Here is a 15,896-nt window from a genome sequence, read left to right on the forward strand (position 1 = left end):
CTGCAATATGGTTGAAAGTTTAAGATTAGTCGTCATCACAGGGATGAGTGGTGCTGGAAAAACCGTTGCTATGCAAAGCTTTGAAGATATGGGATATTTCTGTATCGACAATATGCCCCCAGGATTGTTACCTAAATTTTGGGAATTGATCAAAGAATCTGGAAAAGTCACTAAGCTGGCTTTGGTGATTGATTTACGTTCGCGTTCATTTTTTGAAGAATTGCAACAAACACTTGTTGAAGTTGAAAATACAAAGATGATTGACACAAGCATCGTCTTTTTAGATGCATCCGATGAAGAGCTGGTGTCTCGCTATAAAGAAACCCGCAGAACCCATCCCCTTGCGATGGACGGGCTGGTGACGGATGGTATCCGCAAAGAGCGTGCATTGCTTGAAGAAATTAAAGCAGACGCCATGGTTATCGATACAACTACCTTGACACCGCGTCAGCTGCGTCAAAGAATTTTAAATGATTTTAAAAGTGAAGATACTAACATGTTTCGTGTGGAAGTGGTTTCCTTTGGCTTTAAATATGGATTGCCGATTGATGCGGATATAGTCATGGATGTCCGTTTTTTACCAAACCCCCACTATGTGGAAAATTTGCGACCGCTGACCGGAATGGATCAGCCGGTGTATGATTATGTGATGGGGTTTGAAGACACCGAGAATTTTTATCGGCAGTTCAAAGACCTGATCGTATCTATTTTACCGGGATATGAAAAAGAGGGTAAAACCAGCCTAACGGTTGCTATCGGCTGTACTGGGGGTCAGCATCGCTCAGTAGCGTTATCTAAACGTTTGGCTGAGGATATAAAAGCTCTTGATTTGTATCCGGTCAATATTACCCATCGTGACTGTGGCAAACGAAAAGAGACGGTGAATCGTTCATGAAAACATACCGCATAAGAAAGCCGAATATTGTAGTCATTGGTGGTGGAACTGGATTACCGGTCATCTTAAACGGTTTGCGCAATCAAGGAGCCTCTATCACCGCTATCGTTACGGTGGCGGATGATGGGGGCAGCAGCGGTTCATTGAGAAAAAGTGTCAATATTTCTCCGCCGGGGGACTTGAGGAATGTCCTTGTCTCATTGTCTGAGATGCCAAAATTATTTGAAGATTTGTTCCAATATCGCTTCAATAAAGATGATGAATTTTTAGCTAATCATTCGCTAGGGAATCTGATCATTGCCGCTTTGTCGGAAATGAGAGGCAGTACCTATGAAGCTATTCAAATTTTAGGGCAGATTATGCAAGTAGATGGACATGTTTATCCTGCATCGGAAAAATCACTGACACTGCATGCAGAGTATGAGGATGGCTCAGTGGTTTCGGGTGAATCAAAAATCGCTGAAAAACGTCAGAAGATTAATCGGGTTTTTGTGACGAACACTTGCGACGATGAAAAACCAAAGCCGGCCAGAAAAGTCATTCAGGCAATAAAAGATGCAGATATGATTGTTTTGGGGCCGGGAAGCTTGTTTACAAGTATCTTGCCTAATCTGATGATCGAAGAAATCGGTCAAGCAGTGCTGGATGCTGAGGCAGAAGTAGTTTATATTTGCAATATCATGACCCAAAAAGGGGAAACCGAACACTTTACTGATGCCAACCATGTTGAGGTACTCAACAGACATCTTGGGCAAAAATTCATCGACACAGTTTTGGTGAACACTGAAAGTGTGCCGGAAGGGTATATGGATACCGAAAAGTACGATGAATATTTAGTTCAAGTGACCCACGATTTCAAACGGTTGCGGGAAGAAGGCTGCCGAGTGATCTCCGCTAATTTTTTAAAGTTAAGAAGAGGCGGGGTTTTTCACGATGGAGAAAAAGTCGTCGACGAGTTGTTCAGAATTGTATTGGGTCCCAAGTATTAAGAGAAAGAGGTGTAGCAAGTGTCATTTGCCTCAGATGTGAAGAAGGAGCTCACTACCTTAGAAGTCCAGCGTGATTTAGCTAAAGCGGAACTGGCAGCTCTGATCCGGATGAATGGTGCACTGTCTTTAGCGAACCGTCATTTTGTCCTGAATGTTCAAACTGAAAATGCAGCGATTGCCAGAAGAATCTATACGTTGCTGCGGGACCATTATGAAGTTCAGGCAGAATTTCTAGTCCGTCGTAAAATGAAGTTAAAGAAAAACAATATCTATATTGTCCGTTTGAAACAAGAAACACAGAAAATTTTAATGGACTTGGATATTTTTGATAACGGCATGCTGATGGACCATGTGTCGGACATGATTATCGGCAACAGTGAGAGGATGAAAGCATATCTCAGGGGAGCTTTTTTAGCTGGAGGTTCTGTGAATAATCCGGAGACTAGTCGTTATCACTTGGAAATCTATTCTTTATATGAAAATCACAGCAAAGAATTAAAAGAAATGATTGAGTATTACCATTTGAAAGCGAAAACTCTCAATCGGCGCAACGGTTACATCACCTACCTAAAAGGAGCGGAAGATATCTCTGACTTTTTGACGCTGATTGGAGCAACGACCAGCATGCTGAAATTTGAAGATGTCAGAGTCATCCGTGATATGAGAAATTCGGTGAACCGGCTGGTGAACTGTGAAACAGCTAATTTATCAAAAACAATCGAAGCCGCGTCAAAGCAAATCGAAAATATTGAATACATCGAAGCCACAGTGGGTTTGGGAAATTTGGATGAGAGACTTCAAGAAATCGCAGAATTAAGACTGCAACATCCTGAAGTAAGCTTGAAGGAGTTAGGGGAGCTGGTTCCTTCAGGTCCTATTTCAAAATCAGGTATCAATCACCGAATCCGGAAAATCAATGAATTTGCGGATAAACTAAGAGAAGGAAAATAAAACATCAGGCAGCTGGAAAAGCTGCCTGATGTTTTAAAGCACGCCCTGATAAAACTTTGGGACGATGTTATTTTCGATATTTGTTTGTAAGTTGTTTCAACTCGATTTTCCGGTCTTCTGCGGTTCGGATCAACTGTTCCGAAAATTCTTCTAAAACTACACGCCCACCCTGATAACTATAGGCTCCTTCCGTACGGATAATCTGGGGATCAAGCACTATTTTCCGGTGGGAAATCTTTTTGAAAAATTCTTCTACCATATAATTTGGCAGATAGTAGTGGTTTTGAGCACAAAAAGACTGCAAATAAATAAAATCATCAATTGTGATTTTTACATCGTCGAAATTAGCAACTTTTTCATAGTTGGTAATGTCCACGTCATCTCTGATTTCGATGTCTCTTTTTTGTAAAATCTCGTTGATTTTTTTGTTTAACAGCATCAGCATATCGATTTCTTTCATCTTTTCTTTGATTTGCTCACGCCGGTCGAATTCTTTGAAAATCATTTTATTATTGATGTTTACACCGATGATGGCGATTAAAGCTCCCAGTAAAACACCTAACAATGTACCGATTAGTTCCGTCATAGAAAGCTCCCTCCAAAAATTATCTAGCAAGTTAACTATATCAAAGAAAAACAAATTGTAAAAGACAAACATAACAATTGACCATTACTGACCTTTAGTATAAACTTACTCTATGAACAAGTTTGCCCTTTATGCTAAAATAAGGGAGAAGTTTTAAAAATAGGAGGAAACAAAATGAATTTAATTCCAACAGTTATCGAGCAGTCAGCTCGTGGAGAAAGAGCTTACGATATTTATTCTCGTCTGTTAAAAGACAGAATCATTATGTTGAGCGGGCCTATTGACGACAATGTAGCCAATTCAGTGATTGCCCAACTATTATTTTTAGATGCCCAAGATTCAGAAAAAGATATTTTCTTGTATATCAATTCGCCGGGGGGAAGTGTCTCTTCTGGTTTAGCAATTTATGACACAATGAACTTTGTAAAAGCTGACGTGCAGACAATCGTTTTAGGCATGGCGGCTTCCATGGGGAGCTTTTTACTTGCTGCCGGCACTAAAGGTAAAAGATTTGCGTTGCCTAACGCAGAAATCATGATCCATCAGCCATTGGGCGGTGCGCAAGGTCAAGCGACAGAAATTGAAATTGCTGCTAAACATATCTTGGACACACGGGATCGTTTGAACAGGATTTTAGCTGATATCACAGGACAACCCATCGAAGTGATTGAAAAAGATACGGACCGCGACAATTTTATGACAGCAGAAGAAGCAAAAGCTTACGGATTGATTGACGAAGTGATGGTCAATAATCAATTAAAAAAATAAATAATCCAGAGGAAAATAGATGGAGAAGATAAAACCTTCAAAAATAAATGACACCATCGGCATACAGCTGGGAAATCAAGATGCACCAGTCGTAGTGAAAGAGTATGTCAACCTGCGCTGTCCTTATTGTCTGCAATGGTTTGAAGATTCCCGGGAGACCTATCGGGAATTGATTGAAAATGGAACAGTCCGCAGGGTATTGAAGTTGTTTGACAAGGAAAAATTTGGGCTTCATTATGGCAATGTGCTGCACCGTTTTGTGCCGAAGCATGCCGGTTATGATGAGGTGGAAGCAGTGCTGGACAAAATTTACCATTCTCAGACCAGATGGGGAGACATGGACAGAGAGATGAGTCTGTCATCGGTGGCAGAGTATGCTGAAAAAATTCTTCAGCTGACAGAGGATGCAGACGAAGAAATGGCACAAGCGATTGTCAATGAGGCGCTGTCTGCAGGGGTTCAATTTGTGCCCACGATGGTTATCGGGGAGCATGTATTCGACCAAAAAATTTCTCAAGAAAAGTTCCGTCGGTTGATTGAAGAAGAAAAACAGAAGCAACTATCTTTGTAGTTGAAAAAATCACACAATAAAGAAAAACCCATGAAATTACGTTTCTAAAACAGTAATTTCATGGTTTTTTTAAATTTACATTTTCCTGTTTCAAAGTTCAAAAAAATTCGGAGCATTCTCTTTTCATTCCGCCGAAGTTTCCTGTTGAGCAACTTTTTCCCGAAAAGTTGGTAAGCTTTCCATTGTGAAATGCTAGTTTTAGATTTATGATTAGCCTAAGAGGTGAAACAAATGACAGAAATCAAGTTGGGCAGAATCGTCCAGCGTTGCCGTAAAGAAAAAAACATGACGCAAGAAGAGCTGGCATTTTCTTTAGGTGTTTCAAAATCTGCGGTTTCCAAGTGGGAGAATCATCAAACCATGCCGGATGTCTTATTACTGCCCGCCATAGCTTCTCTTTTTAAAATTTCGATTGATGAGCTGCTTGGTTACTCTCCCCAATTGACACAAGAAGAAATCCGTCATTGGTACAAGTTTTTTTCCGATGAATTCACCCGGAGAAAATTTTCTGAAGTCAAGCTGGACATCGATGCGATGTTAGGGAAATATAGTGTGTGCTATTCTTTTCAGCTGCAAATGGTTATTTTATTATTTAACCACCTTAATTTAGCTGGAGATACAGCGGAAAGAAATAATTTGCTTGATGAACTGCTTCAGTTGAGCGAAACGATAAAAATGGAAACTTCCCGGCCTGATATGGCGAGACAGGCAAATGTCCTTCAAGCGATTATCTATACTTTGATGGATAAAAATGACATGGTTATGGTGTTATTGGGAAAAGAGGTCAATCTTTATCTAGCAGAAAATCAGGTGTTGGCAAATGCCTATTTTCGCTTAGGACATCTGGAGAAAGCGGAAGAAATACTTCAAATCGAGATTTATCAAAATTTGTTTGCTTTAATTTCCAACAGCAGCCAGTATTTATCATTACTGGAAACACCGGAAAAAGTGTTGGAGACGATTAAGCGTATCGAGCAGACAGCAGAAATTTATCATATCAAAACCCTTTCCCCGTTTACTTATCTGACATTTTTATTTTCAGCTTTTATGCAATTGTTAAGAGTGGACGAAGGGGAAGAGGCATTGAAATTCATGGGGGAAGTGGTTGAAATCCTTAAAATGTCTCCATCAATAGAGCTCCAAGGGGATGATTATTTTGATCAAGTGGCCCAATGGTTGGATGCCCAAACGGACTTGGGTAACACTGTCCCCAGAGATGAAAGTCTGGTGAAAACAAGTATTTTAGAATTTTTCACATCTCAACCTTTGATAGAAGAAAAATTAGGCGAAAACAACACGTATCAGGAATTATTTCAACAGTTGATTAAATTAACAGGGAGTTGATGTCCAGTGAGCATTTTAACGATTGCGGAAGTCAAAGAAGTACTGCCATTGGTTTTGCCGATTATACTGATTCATCTCACTTTGGTTATTTTATCTGTGAAACATCTTTTAAAGCATCCCAAGGTGCGTATCGGTAATCAATGGCTTTGGTTGTTCATTGTAATCTTTGTCCAAATTATCGGACCGGTACTTTATTTTGCGATAGGTCGTGAAGAAGAATGAGCAATATTTTGGAAATATCCCGTGTCAGTAAAAGTTTCGGTGCTCAACAAGTGTTGAACGAAGTCGAAATGAAGGTCAAGGAAGGAACAGTCTTGGGCTTTATCGGCAAGAACGGGGCTGGAAAAACGACATTGATGAAGTGCATAGTGGGGATGTTGCCAATCGACAGCGGTGATATCCATTTGGCAGGTGAGCCTGTCACATTTAGAAAAAACAAGACGAATCAGTTTGTAGGGTATTTACCTGATGTACCGGCTTTTTATGATGAGATGACAGCCGCACAATATCTCAAGCTTTGCGGAGATATCACGGGCATGCCGGCTTCGAAACTTTCTAACAGGATATCTGAAATGCTGGAGCTGGTGGAACTGGAAAGCACCGGTAAAAGAATTGGCGGATATTCCAGAGGGATGAAACAGAGATTAGGGATTGCTCAGGCACTTCTGAATGAACCAAAACTTCTGATTTGCGATGAACCCACATCAGCACTGGATCCTGTGGGACGAAAAGAAATTTTGGATCTTTTACAGCGGGTGAAACATCAAACAACCGTGCTGTTTTCTACTCATATTTTGAGTGATGTAGAAAAAATTTGCGACGACATGGTTCTGCTCCATGAGGGAAAAATCATCTCAGGAACAGAAATCGAAAGATTAAAAGCAGCTCACAAGAAAAAACAAATTCTTTTGGAGCTGGCAAACGGAACTGACAGAGAAAAATTTATGGCATTTGTTTATCAAGATTATTCAGTGGAAGAAAATGAAACGGGTCTTGTTTTTCAGGGAAAAGACGTAGGGCAACTGCAGCAGGCCTTGTTTCGCTTTTTAGCCGCGGAACAAATCCCGGTTAAGAAATTGATGATTCTAGAACCTTCTTTGGAAGAATTGTTCCAGGAGGTGGTGAAATGAGACAGACATGGATTTTTTTCAAAAAAGAAATTTTCAGCAGTCTAAAAAATTATCAGGTGTATATTTTGAGCGGCATATTTCTTTTGCTGGGGATTCTTAATGTTTTAACAGCGAAATTCACTCCGAAGCTAATTGAGACACTGGTATCAAAGGACATGGCTGAAATGTTCCCATCCCCCACAGGTATGGATGTCTGGCTTCAATTTCATAAAAACACCACACAAATGGGTTTGATAGTGGCAGTCTTATTTTTCAGCACGATTTTAACGAAGGAATATCAAAAAGGCTCCTTGACGATTTTGTTGACTAAAGGACTGAAGCGCTGGAGCGTGATTGTAGGCAAATGGGCATGGCTGGTCATCAGTTTTACTTTTTATTATCTGTTGGCTGTCGCAGTCACTTTTGCCTATGCGTTTCTTTATTTTGATCACGTAATCTATGGGTTTTTAGGTTTTGGGTTGTTTAGCCTCTGGCTGTTCGGCATTTTGATATGCAGTTTGATTATTTTGGGAAGTGTGATTGGCAGACAAAGTTACATCGTGTTGATTTTTGTTGTGGGCTGTCTGCTTGTGATGTTTCCATTGAGCACTATCACTAAATTATCTGATTACATCCCAGTTCAATTAATTCAGCAATTTACACAGCTGTTGGATGGCAGCAAGAATCCCGGCGATTTATGGACAGCTGTTATTTCCACCGTCATTCTTTGTTGTGTAAGTCTTTTTGGAAGTGTTTGGCTTTTTGAACGAAAGATTTTATAGTTGATGATAAAAGTTTTTCAATGTTTCTCTCGCGCTTATGATTGAGATATGTTTGATAACAAAATTAAAAGTATACTGCAAAGGATTCGGATGATTTTCCGGGTTTTATTGTGGTATACTTTTTTAAAAGTGTCCATGAATAAAGGAGGATATGCGGTGAAAATTAGAAAAGCATTGGTTAGTGAAGATACCATCGTCAACGATATGTTGAAAGATGCTGCGTTGCGGATAAAAAGAAAGCAGTCTGTACAGTGGTCTAATATTTTAAAAGAAAAAGAATTGCCGGTCATTCAGCATTGGCTGGCTAAAGACTCGATATATTTTGGGGAGCTGAATCAGCAAATCGTTGCTGTTTGTTATTTATATTCGGAAATGACGGACTGGGACCGCGAACTTTGGCAGAATCATCCTGCTGACGCTTCTTGTTTGTATCTTCATAAGCTGACCTTGGCAGAAGGTCAAACAGGAAAAGGACTGGCTCATAAATTTTTAAGTTCACTGCAAGACTATGTCTGGGCGAATTTTGAGCCTGAAACCTCGATACGTTTAGATTGTATCGCTGAAAAAGAAATGCTCAACAGTTTGTATCAAAGCAGCGGCTTTCAGAAGGTCGGGATGAGGCCTCAAGCCTATAATGGTGTCTTGGTGGCAGATTTCAATTTGTTTGAATGGCAGCCGTGACATAACGCTGTTTTGTTTGCAATCAGCATGAATTATACAGGAATGAAACAAGGGGGAAATAAGGGTGAATAAACTGCAGGAATTTTGTGAAAATTACGGTGTAAAAAGAAAAGGCACGGATTCGGTTAAATGGGATGGTATGGCAGAGAAATTTGGCAGGACAGATTTACTGCCATTGTGGGTCGCAGATATGGAATTCAAAATCCCTAAACAAGCTGAAGAAGCCTTGATTGAACGTGTACGCCATGGTGCGTTTGGTTATACTAAAGTTTCTGACACGTACTATGAACATTATTTTGAATGGCAGAAAAAAAGGTTTAACGTGGACTTGAAAAAAAGCTGGGTACGATTTTCAACCGGTGTGGTCAATAGTTTCTTTTGGCTGGTCAATGCATTTACGGAAGAAAAGGATAGTGTGCTGGTTTTATCTCCGGTCTATTATCCATTTTATGATGCCATACGTGATAATAAGCGCAACATCGTCACTTCGGAACTAGTCAATCATCAGGGGCGTTATGAAATCGACTTTGAAGATGTGGAACGAAAAATCGTTGAGGAAAACGTGAAATTATTTATTCACTGTTCTCCCCATAATCCCGTAGGAAGAGTTTGGACAGAAGAAGAATTGATAAAACTTTTTGATATTTGCCAAGCTCATGATGTGCTGATTATATCTGATGAGATTCATCAGGATTTGGTTCGAAAAGATGTTGTATTCACTAGTGGGCTGGCGTTGGATGAAAAATATTTTACTCACTTGATTGCCTTGAATGCACCGTCAAAAACATTTAATCTTGCAGGTCTGCTGCACTCTCATATTGTGATTCCAGACAAGAATTTGAGAAGACGTTTTGATGACTATGCCAAAACTGTGCACAAGTCTGCGCTGAGCACTATGGGATTAGTGACGACAGAAGCATGCTATCAGTACGGTGAAGAATGGCTGGATGGGTTGCTTGACGTTATCGAAGCTAACTATGAAATTTTGAAAAATAAATTAGTGGGCGCTTTTCCTAACATCCGCTTAACAGATAAACAAGGCACATACTTAGCGTGGCTGGATTTATCTTCCTATGTCCCGCCGGAAGAAATGAAGACTTTTATGGAAGAAGAGTGTCGTCTGGCCATTGATTACGGCAGCTGGTTTGGAGAAAATTGCGAGACGTTTATCCGCATTAATCTAGGAACATTGCCAAAATATGTGGAAGAGGCGACAGACCGGCTGATTGCGGGACTGAATAAAAGACAGGGGAAATAAATAATCCTGCTAGTTGGATTGTATTTTTTCTAAAAGACTAATAGTTAACCAAATATTCATAGCCAATGAAGTAGTTATTAAATAAATATTTAGATTATTACTACTCCTAATAGTAACTCCTTGCTTTTTCTTTGTTTAAAAAATGGATAAACAGTGTAGATGGTTTGTCTTTAGCAAATAAATTTATGAGTTACGCGAATAACGGATTCGCTTATTTTGAAATAAGCTCCTATACGTTACAAGTTTATCTGATTTAGGATGAGTGTCGGTCGTTTGTCTATGTGTCCTATGATTTTTTGAGAGAAATATAATTTGGGTGTATCGCAGTTAGTTAATTTAATTCTACAACTTAGAAAAAGGAGTTTTTTACTTGGAGGAAATTATATCTATTGGAACAGTATTAGCAAGTTTGGGACTGATATTGTTAGGCCTGAATGATGACCTATTAAAAAAGAAATCTCAACTTATGTTTGTGTTGAGTTCAAATGCAATTTTAATAGGGACAAATTATTTTACTGATAATCAAAATGATATAAAAATGATCCTAATGTTACTAACTATTTTTTTGTTTGGTGGATTAGGTTTTATGGGGCAAAAGAATATCAGTTTGGAGAAAGAATTAACTACATTTCAATTGCTTTTATTTTCTTCTACAACTATTTTTTTCTTGACATATGAGATTTTTAATTTTCTTTATGTGTTTATTATTTTTATGTTGAGGAGGCATGAATTACTAAATAGTCTTCATACTGTTGGTATTAAGGGTGAAAACATTGAATTATTAATTGGAATTTGCTTAATGATTATACAGTACGTTTTTGTTACAAAAGATTTTTTTAATATTCACCCTTTTGAAAAAACAATCAGAAAATGGAATCCTCAAATTGAGAATAATAATCCGAAATATAAATTAGAAAATTTTTCAGAAAAGACTATAGAACTTTTGAGCTTTATAGTCTTTGTAGAGGATAGGGATTTTTTTAAAAGAAGTCAATCATATATCCCAATGAATGAATTTATAAAGAAGATATATAATAAAATATCTATTTTTTATGAAAATAAGACTATTAACCAAGAGAGTCATAGAATGACACAAATATGGAAAAAATTGAAACCATTTCTTAGAGGTTATTCAACAATAGAACAACAATTTGTAAGACAATACGCAATGCATAGCTATTCATATAGGTATATCTTTAGAAGGAAAGTACTGATTGAAAGAATCTATACCCCGTTGTTGATGAAAGCTATAATAAATAGGAAAAGCAGGATATTTTTTAGAAACAGAATAAAGAGAAGAAAAGCAAAAAAAGACTTAATATTACCATTAAAATTTTCTATTTTAATGTCCTATTATGAGAATGTTTTATATTCTCCAAAAGATGTTGAAACGTTAATTAACACTCTAGTAAAACAATCGGCATTGACCAAAGAAGATATGGAATTTAAGCATCATAAATATGTTAACTCTTATGAAAAATCATGTATTGAAAATTCAATTAGAAAATCATTAAGATCTAAGTATTATGTTTAAAAAGTGACATTTGGTGTCATCAAAAGGAAAAACAAAATTTTTGGCGTAGAGATTTATAATCTATGTTTTGTAGGACTGATGAATCAGAAATAGATTTGTCTTTCCGTCTTCACTCATTAGTGAAGAATCAATAAGTTGGTTTTTCACTAAAAAAGCGTGCTTTTCTTTCGACAGACACTAAAATATTTTCCGTAATAATAGATATTTTTCAGTATCTGTGCTATCATGTGGTAGGTATAATATATGTAATTAGTAGGGAGGACCACCAATTGTATGATATTTTAGTCGGCATTATGATTGTGCTTTCGCTTTTAATCATTGTTGCCGTGATGATGCAGCCAAGTAAACAAAACAGTGCAGCAAGTGCATTTACTGGCGGAGCCGATCAGTTGTTCGGAAAACAGAAAGCACGGGGATTTGAAGCCGTTATGCAAAGATTAACCGCTTTTTTAGCTGTTGCTTGGGTGGTAGTAGCCATTCTGTTAGCGTATGCTCCACTTAAATAATAACGACGAAGCTTCCTGAACAGGGGGCTTTTTTAAATGCTTTGATTAAGTCATGTTGAAGAGGAAGTGTTAAAATGAGTCAGTCACAAGTCGAAGAAGGGATGATTTATTTTCCGGGAGGTTCCCGCGGGATTATCCTGTTTCATGCCTATACCGGCAGCCCAAATGATGTCCGCATGTTAGGACGATTTCTAAACGGTCATGGTTATTCGGTGCTCATGCCCACCTTTAGCGGACACAACACCAAGGACCCGGAAGATATTTTAGCGAAAGGTCCGTCAGATTGGTGGAAAGATGCAAAAAATAGTCTGGAATTTCTAAAACAACAGGGAGTCGAAGAAATTGCAGTTTTTGGTTTGTCTCTCGGCGGTGTATACGCCATCAAATGTTTAGAAGAATATGGGGATGAATTAATAGCCGGCGGTGCTTTTTCTTCACCGGTCTTGCCTGAAACAGAAAACAATATTTTTCCGGTTTTTCTTCATTATGCCCGGAAACTAATCCAGAGCAACGGTGCCAGCCAGCTGACCGAGAATCGCCGGATGGAAAATATCGAATATCAATTAACTAAACAGCTGGAAGATATTAAACAACTACAGACTGAAGTGGGGAGCAAACTTGGGGAGATTAAGCAGCCCGTGATGCTCGTTCAGGGGGGAAGAGACCGTCTAATCGATCCTGAGGCGATTTTTGAAGCGGTCAAACATTTCACTCAAACTGATCCAAGAGTATATATGTATCGCAACAGTGGTCATGTGGTGACAATCGGCAATGAACGTCATCAGTTTCAAGAAGATGTGTTGTCATTTCTCACTGATTTAAAGTGGATAAAGGAGACAGGATGAAAAAAAATATTAGGGAAGCAATTATTTCTTATATGGAAGAAAATAAAAAATCCAGCTATTCAGTGCAAGACATAGCTACAGGATTAAATATAACCAAAAGTGATCAATTCAAGCTGCTAGTTCAAACCATAGCCAGCATGGAACGTGACCATCAAGTAAGTTTGACAGGAAAGGGAAGAGTAAAACTCGCCGTTTCGTCCATTGAGATAGAGGGGACCTTCCGGGCTAATGACAGAGGATTCGGCTTTGTCACCATTGACGATGAAGAGCCGGATGTGTATATTTCAAAAGAAAACATTGGATTTGCACTGGACGGGGACAGAGTTTTGCTCGATATTACCAAGCCCGCTGCCTATGGTGAAGATCAGGCAGCAGAAGGGAAAATAGTCGGCATTGTCAAACGTTCATTGACGCAAATTGTCGGCGAATTTACTGAGTACGATGATGACTTAGTAGAAGCCACAGGTCTGTATGGTTTTGTGATGTCGAAAAATAAAAAGTTGAGTCATTACAAAATATACATCACAGCGGCAGGTGTCCGTCCTAAAGAAGGGGAAGTGTGTGTAGTTGAAATCACTCACTATCCGGAAAAAGGCTACGAAAATCAAATTGAGGGAATCGTGAAGCAAACTCTCGGACACAAGAATGACCCTGGAATGGATATATTGTCTATTGCAATACAATACGGCATTCCTACAGAATTTCCCGCAGATGTTTCAGAGCAGGCCGAAAGTGTCCCTGAAACCGTCTTAGAAAAAGAATTCAGCGGCCGGCGGGATTTGCGCGAGGAACTGATTATTACTATTGACGGTGCAGACGCTAAAGATTTGGACGATGCAGTCCAAGTAAAAAAATTGACTAACGGAAATTTTTTGCTGGCTGTGCATATTGCAGATGTGACGCACTATGTGACAGAAAACAGCCCGCTTGACCGAGAAGCACTGGAACGGGGAACTAGCGTTTATTTGACGGATCGGGTCCTTCCGATGCTTCCGCCACGGTTATCCAATGGGATTTGTTCGTTGAATCCGCAAGTGCCGCGGCTGACGATGAGTTGTCAAATGGAAATCAATGGACAAGGTAAGGTAGTCGCCTATGAGATTTTCGAGAGTGTGATACAATCCGCCGAACGAATGACTTATAGCGATGTTAATGTGCTGATCGATAGAAAAGAAGAGGTGCTGCTGAAAAAATATCATCACCTGATTGAAATGGTGGATCACATGACTGAACTTCATCACGTATTGGAACAAATGCGGATGAAACGGGGCGCTATTTCTTTTGAGGATAGGGAAGCACAAATTTATCTGGACGATGAAGGACACCCGCTGGAAATCCATTTGCGTGAACGGGGAACGGCTGAAAAACTGATTGAGTCATTTATGCTGGCAGCAAATGAGACAATTGCCAAGCATTTTCATGAACGAACCCTGCCTTTTATTTACCGGATTCATGAACAGCCTAAGGAAAACAAAATGCAGCTTTTCTTTGAGTTTATTACGAATTACGGTATCAGAGTGCAAGGATTAAAAGATGCCATCGATCCCAAAGAATTGCAGCAAGTTCTAGATCAGACCAAGGATATGCCGGAAAATCCAATTATCAGCATGATGCTTTTGCGGAGCATGCAGCAGGCCAGATACAGTGAAGAATCTCTAGGGCATTTTGGACTGGCTGCAAAGTACTATACCCATTTCACTTCGCCGATTCGAAGATATCCGGATCTGCTGGTCCATCGCTTGATCAAGGCTTATGGGCAACAACAGTCTGTGTCCCAAGAACTGAAGAAAAAATGGCAGAAAAAAATTACTGATATTGCTGCCCATGCTTCCTATGCAGAAAGACGGGCAGTCGAGGCGGAACGTGAAACAGATGCTTTGAAAAAAACAGAGTTTATGCAGCAGCACGTGGGAGAGGTTTTCGACGGTTTCATCAGTTCAGTGACCAAGTTTGGTATTTTTGTAGAGCTGCCCAATACAGTGGAAGGTCTGATTCATGTCAATCAGATGAAGGATGATTATTACCAATTTATCGAAAAACACTTGGCTCTTGTGGGTGAACGTACACGGAAAATTTATAAGATCGGTCAGAAAGTGACTATTAAGGTTATCAAAGCAGATATTGACAATCGTGAAATTGATTTTGAGATTTTAAGTGCCGAAAAAATCAATCAGCCGGAGCTGCTGCCTAAAAAGAAAAAAGACAGAGGGAGCTCCCGTCGGTCAAAAAATAAAGAAACTAGAAATTTCTACGGAACAGAGAGAAAATCTCAGGGTAAAAATTGGAAAAGAAAAAAGGAACAGCCTTTTTATAAAAAGGTGGCAAAGCCTAAGAAAAAAAGAAAGGGCAGGAGGTGATGAGTGAAATGAAAGGAAAGAAAGACAGCAATGTCATCGCACAGAATCGCAAGGCACGGCACGATTATACTATTTTGGAAACAGTGGAGGCCGGCATCGTTTTGACAGGGACTGAAATCAAATCCATCCGAGCGGGCAGAATCAATCTGAAAGACGGATTCGCCACGATTCGTCAAGGAGAAGCCTATCTTCATAATGTTCATATCGGTCATTATGAGCAGGGAAATCAGTTTAATCACGACCCCCTGAGAGCACGGAAGCTTTTAATGAAGAAACGGCAAATACATCAGCTCATCGGTGAAACCAAAAAACAAGGAGTCACGCTAATCCCCCTGAAAGTCTATATAAAAAATGGTTTTGCGAAAGTTTTAATCGGTGTTGCCAAAGGTAAAAAACAATATGATAAGCGTGAAGATTTGAAACGTAAAGCTATCAATCGGGAAGTGGAAAGGGCGTTAAAATCTAGATAAACCTTAATGTATTTCTGAAACTTTTAAATCTATTTTCAGTATTCTTTCAGCAACCCGAGTTCTGTTTGAGTATGTCCTGAACATCATTGGTGCAAAACCCTTGAAAGTTAGGCGTTTCACATAGTTTTTCTAAGTAGACACTTTATGAAAAAATCTTTGAATTTTAGTTTTTTTGGTGCTATGATAGGACGTATCGGAACGCGGGGCGTTCTGTGGAGCTTTTAAAGAAGCTTATATTTCAAATGATTTT

The 15,896-nt window shown here is 39.2% G+C and carries 17 protein-coding genes; 16 read left to right on the plus strand and 1 reads right to left on the minus strand.

Going from position 1 to position 15,896, the window contains the following annotated elements:
* Window positions 1–7 precede the first annotated feature (7 nt).
* The 3 genes from rapZ to whiA are packed head-to-tail and all read left to right on the plus strand — an operon-like array spanning window position 8 to window position 2,835.
* A complete protein-coding gene (rapZ, locus tag AC4PHI_RS04655) occupies window positions 8–895 on the plus strand; it encodes an RNase adapter RapZ (protein ID WP_492201153.1) in 888 nt (295 codons plus the stop codon).
* Entirely contained in the window at window positions 892–1,884 is a 993-nt protein-coding gene (locus AC4PHI_RS04660; protein ID WP_492201154.1) for a gluconeogenesis factor YvcK family protein, read from the plus strand. The genes rapZ and AC4PHI_RS04660 overlap by 4 nt, the downstream gene beginning before the upstream one ends.
* Before the next feature lie 18 nt (window positions 1,885–1,902).
* Window positions 1,903–2,835 (plus strand): DNA-binding protein WhiA, encoded by a 933-nt coding sequence (gene whiA, locus AC4PHI_RS04665; RefSeq protein WP_492201155.1) that lies wholly within the window; start codon window positions 1,903–1,905, stop codon window positions 2,833–2,835.
* A 67-nt stretch (window positions 2,836–2,902) separates the two neighbouring features.
* Here the strand turns inward: whiA and AC4PHI_RS04670 are convergent, their stop codons facing one another.
* Window positions 2,903–3,421, minus strand: coding sequence for a hypothetical protein (locus AC4PHI_RS04670; RefSeq protein ID WP_492201156.1), 519 nt, complete (start codon window positions 3,419–3,421; stop codon window positions 2,903–2,905).
* A 174-nt stretch (window positions 3,422–3,595) separates the two neighbouring features.
* On the opposite strand from AC4PHI_RS04670, the gene clpP reads away from it, so the two are divergent.
* From clpP to smpB, 13 genes are all read left to right on the plus strand, one after another.
* Complete coding sequence (gene clpP, locus AC4PHI_RS04675; RefSeq protein ID WP_492201157.1) at window positions 3,596–4,189, plus strand: ATP-dependent Clp endopeptidase proteolytic subunit ClpP; 594 nt, start codon at window positions 3,596–3,598, stop codon at window positions 4,187–4,189.
* A 19-nt stretch (window positions 4,190–4,208) separates the two neighbouring features.
* Entirely contained in the window at window positions 4,209–4,760 is a 552-nt protein-coding gene (locus AC4PHI_RS04680) for a thioredoxin domain-containing protein (protein ID WP_492201158.1), read from the plus strand.
* Between the two features lie 231 nt (window positions 4,761–4,991).
* Window positions 4,992–6,104 carry a helix-turn-helix domain-containing protein gene (locus AC4PHI_RS04685; RefSeq protein WP_492201159.1) on the plus strand — a complete coding sequence of 371 codons (1,113 nt, stop codon included), beginning with the start codon at window positions 4,992–4,994 and terminating at the stop codon, window positions 6,102–6,104.
* 6 nt (window positions 6,105–6,110) lie between these two features.
* The gene (locus AC4PHI_RS04690; RefSeq protein ID WP_492201160.1) at window positions 6,111–6,326 is read left to right on the plus strand and encodes a PLDc N-terminal domain-containing protein; all 216 of its coding nucleotides are present in this window, start codon (window positions 6,111–6,113) and stop codon (window positions 6,324–6,326) included.
* Window positions 6,323–7,234, plus strand: coding sequence for an ABC transporter ATP-binding protein (locus AC4PHI_RS04695; RefSeq protein ID WP_492201161.1), 912 nt, complete (start codon window positions 6,323–6,325; stop codon window positions 7,232–7,234). Before AC4PHI_RS04690 ends, AC4PHI_RS04695 begins: the two co-directional genes overlap by 4 nt.
* On the plus strand, window positions 7,231–7,995 hold the full coding sequence (locus AC4PHI_RS04700) for an ABC transporter permease (protein ID WP_492201162.1): 765 nt from the start codon (window positions 7,231–7,233) through the stop codon (window positions 7,993–7,995). Before AC4PHI_RS04695 ends, AC4PHI_RS04700 begins: the two co-directional genes overlap by 4 nt.
* A gap of 156 nt (window positions 7,996–8,151) precedes the next feature.
* On the plus strand, window positions 8,152–8,676 hold the full coding sequence (locus AC4PHI_RS04705) for a hypothetical protein (protein ID WP_492201163.1): 525 nt from the start codon (window positions 8,152–8,154) through the stop codon (window positions 8,674–8,676).
* Between the two features lie 64 nt (window positions 8,677–8,740).
* Entirely contained in the window at window positions 8,741–9,934 is a 1,194-nt protein-coding gene (locus AC4PHI_RS04710; RefSeq protein WP_492201164.1) for a MalY/PatB family protein, read from the plus strand.
* A gap of 370 nt (window positions 9,935–10,304) precedes the next feature.
* Window positions 10,305–11,468 (plus strand): hypothetical protein, encoded by a 1,164-nt coding sequence (locus AC4PHI_RS04715; RefSeq protein ID WP_492201165.1) that lies wholly within the window; start codon window positions 10,305–10,307, stop codon window positions 11,466–11,468.
* Window positions 11,469–11,737: 269 nt separating this feature from the next.
* The gene (gene secG / locus AC4PHI_RS04720; RefSeq protein ID WP_492201166.1) at window positions 11,738–11,974 is read left to right on the plus strand and encodes a preprotein translocase subunit SecG; all 237 of its coding nucleotides are present in this window, start codon (window positions 11,738–11,740) and stop codon (window positions 11,972–11,974) included.
* Window positions 11,975–12,048: 74 nt separating this feature from the next.
* The gene (locus AC4PHI_RS04725) at window positions 12,049–12,819 is read left to right on the plus strand and encodes an alpha/beta hydrolase (RefSeq protein WP_492201167.1); all 771 of its coding nucleotides are present in this window, start codon (window positions 12,049–12,051) and stop codon (window positions 12,817–12,819) included.
* Window positions 12,816–15,176, plus strand: a complete 2,361-nt coding sequence (rnr, locus tag AC4PHI_RS04730; protein WP_492201168.1) for a ribonuclease R — start codon at window positions 12,816–12,818, stop codon at window positions 15,174–15,176. Before AC4PHI_RS04725 ends, rnr begins: the two co-directional genes overlap by 4 nt.
* Before the next feature lie 8 nt (window positions 15,177–15,184).
* Window positions 15,185–15,646: an SsrA-binding protein SmpB gene (gene smpB, locus AC4PHI_RS04735; protein ID WP_492201169.1), complete on the plus strand. Its 462-nt coding sequence runs from the start codon at window positions 15,185–15,187 to the stop codon at window positions 15,644–15,646.
* The last annotated feature ends 250 nt before the right edge of the window (window positions 15,647–15,896 follow it).

It is taken from the genome of Vagococcus sp. QWL-13, from assembly GCF_058683555.1.

Excerpts from the sequence above, each read along its gene's own strand:
- AC4PHI_RS04700 (WP_492201162.1), top strand. The coding sequence starts at position 7,231 with ATGAGACAGACATGGATTTTTTTCAAAAAAGAAATTTTCAGCAGTCTA.
- AC4PHI_RS04670 (WP_492201156.1), bottom strand. The coding sequence starts at position 3,421 with ATGACGGAACTAATCGGTACATTGTTAGGTGTTTTACTGGGAGCTTTA.
- rnr (WP_492201168.1), top strand. The coding sequence starts at position 12,816 with ATGAAAAAAAATATTAGGGAAGCAATTATTTCTTATATGGAAGAAAAT.
- AC4PHI_RS04725 (WP_492201167.1), top strand. The coding sequence starts at position 12,049 with ATGAGTCAGTCACAAGTCGAAGAAGGGATGATTTATTTTCCGGGAGGT.
- clpP (WP_492201157.1), top strand. The coding sequence starts at position 3,596 with ATGAATTTAATTCCAACAGTTATCGAGCAGTCAGCTCGTGGAGAAAGA.
- AC4PHI_RS04695 (WP_492201161.1), top strand. The coding sequence starts at position 6,323 with ATGAGCAATATTTTGGAAATATCCCGTGTCAGTAAAAGTTTCGGTGCT.
- AC4PHI_RS04680 (WP_492201158.1), top strand. The coding sequence starts at position 4,209 with ATGGAGAAGATAAAACCTTCAAAAATAAATGACACCATCGGCATACAG.
- smpB (WP_492201169.1), top strand. The coding sequence starts at position 15,185 with ATGAAAGGAAAGAAAGACAGCAATGTCATCGCACAGAATCGCAAGGCA.
- rapZ (WP_492201153.1), top strand. The coding sequence starts at position 8 with ATGGTTGAAAGTTTAAGATTAGTCGTCATCACAGGGATGAGTGGTGCT.
- AC4PHI_RS04660 (WP_492201154.1), top strand. The coding sequence starts at position 892 with ATGAAAACATACCGCATAAGAAAGCCGAATATTGTAGTCATTGGTGGT.
- AC4PHI_RS04685 (WP_492201159.1), top strand. The coding sequence starts at position 4,992 with ATGACAGAAATCAAGTTGGGCAGAATCGTCCAGCGTTGCCGTAAAGAA.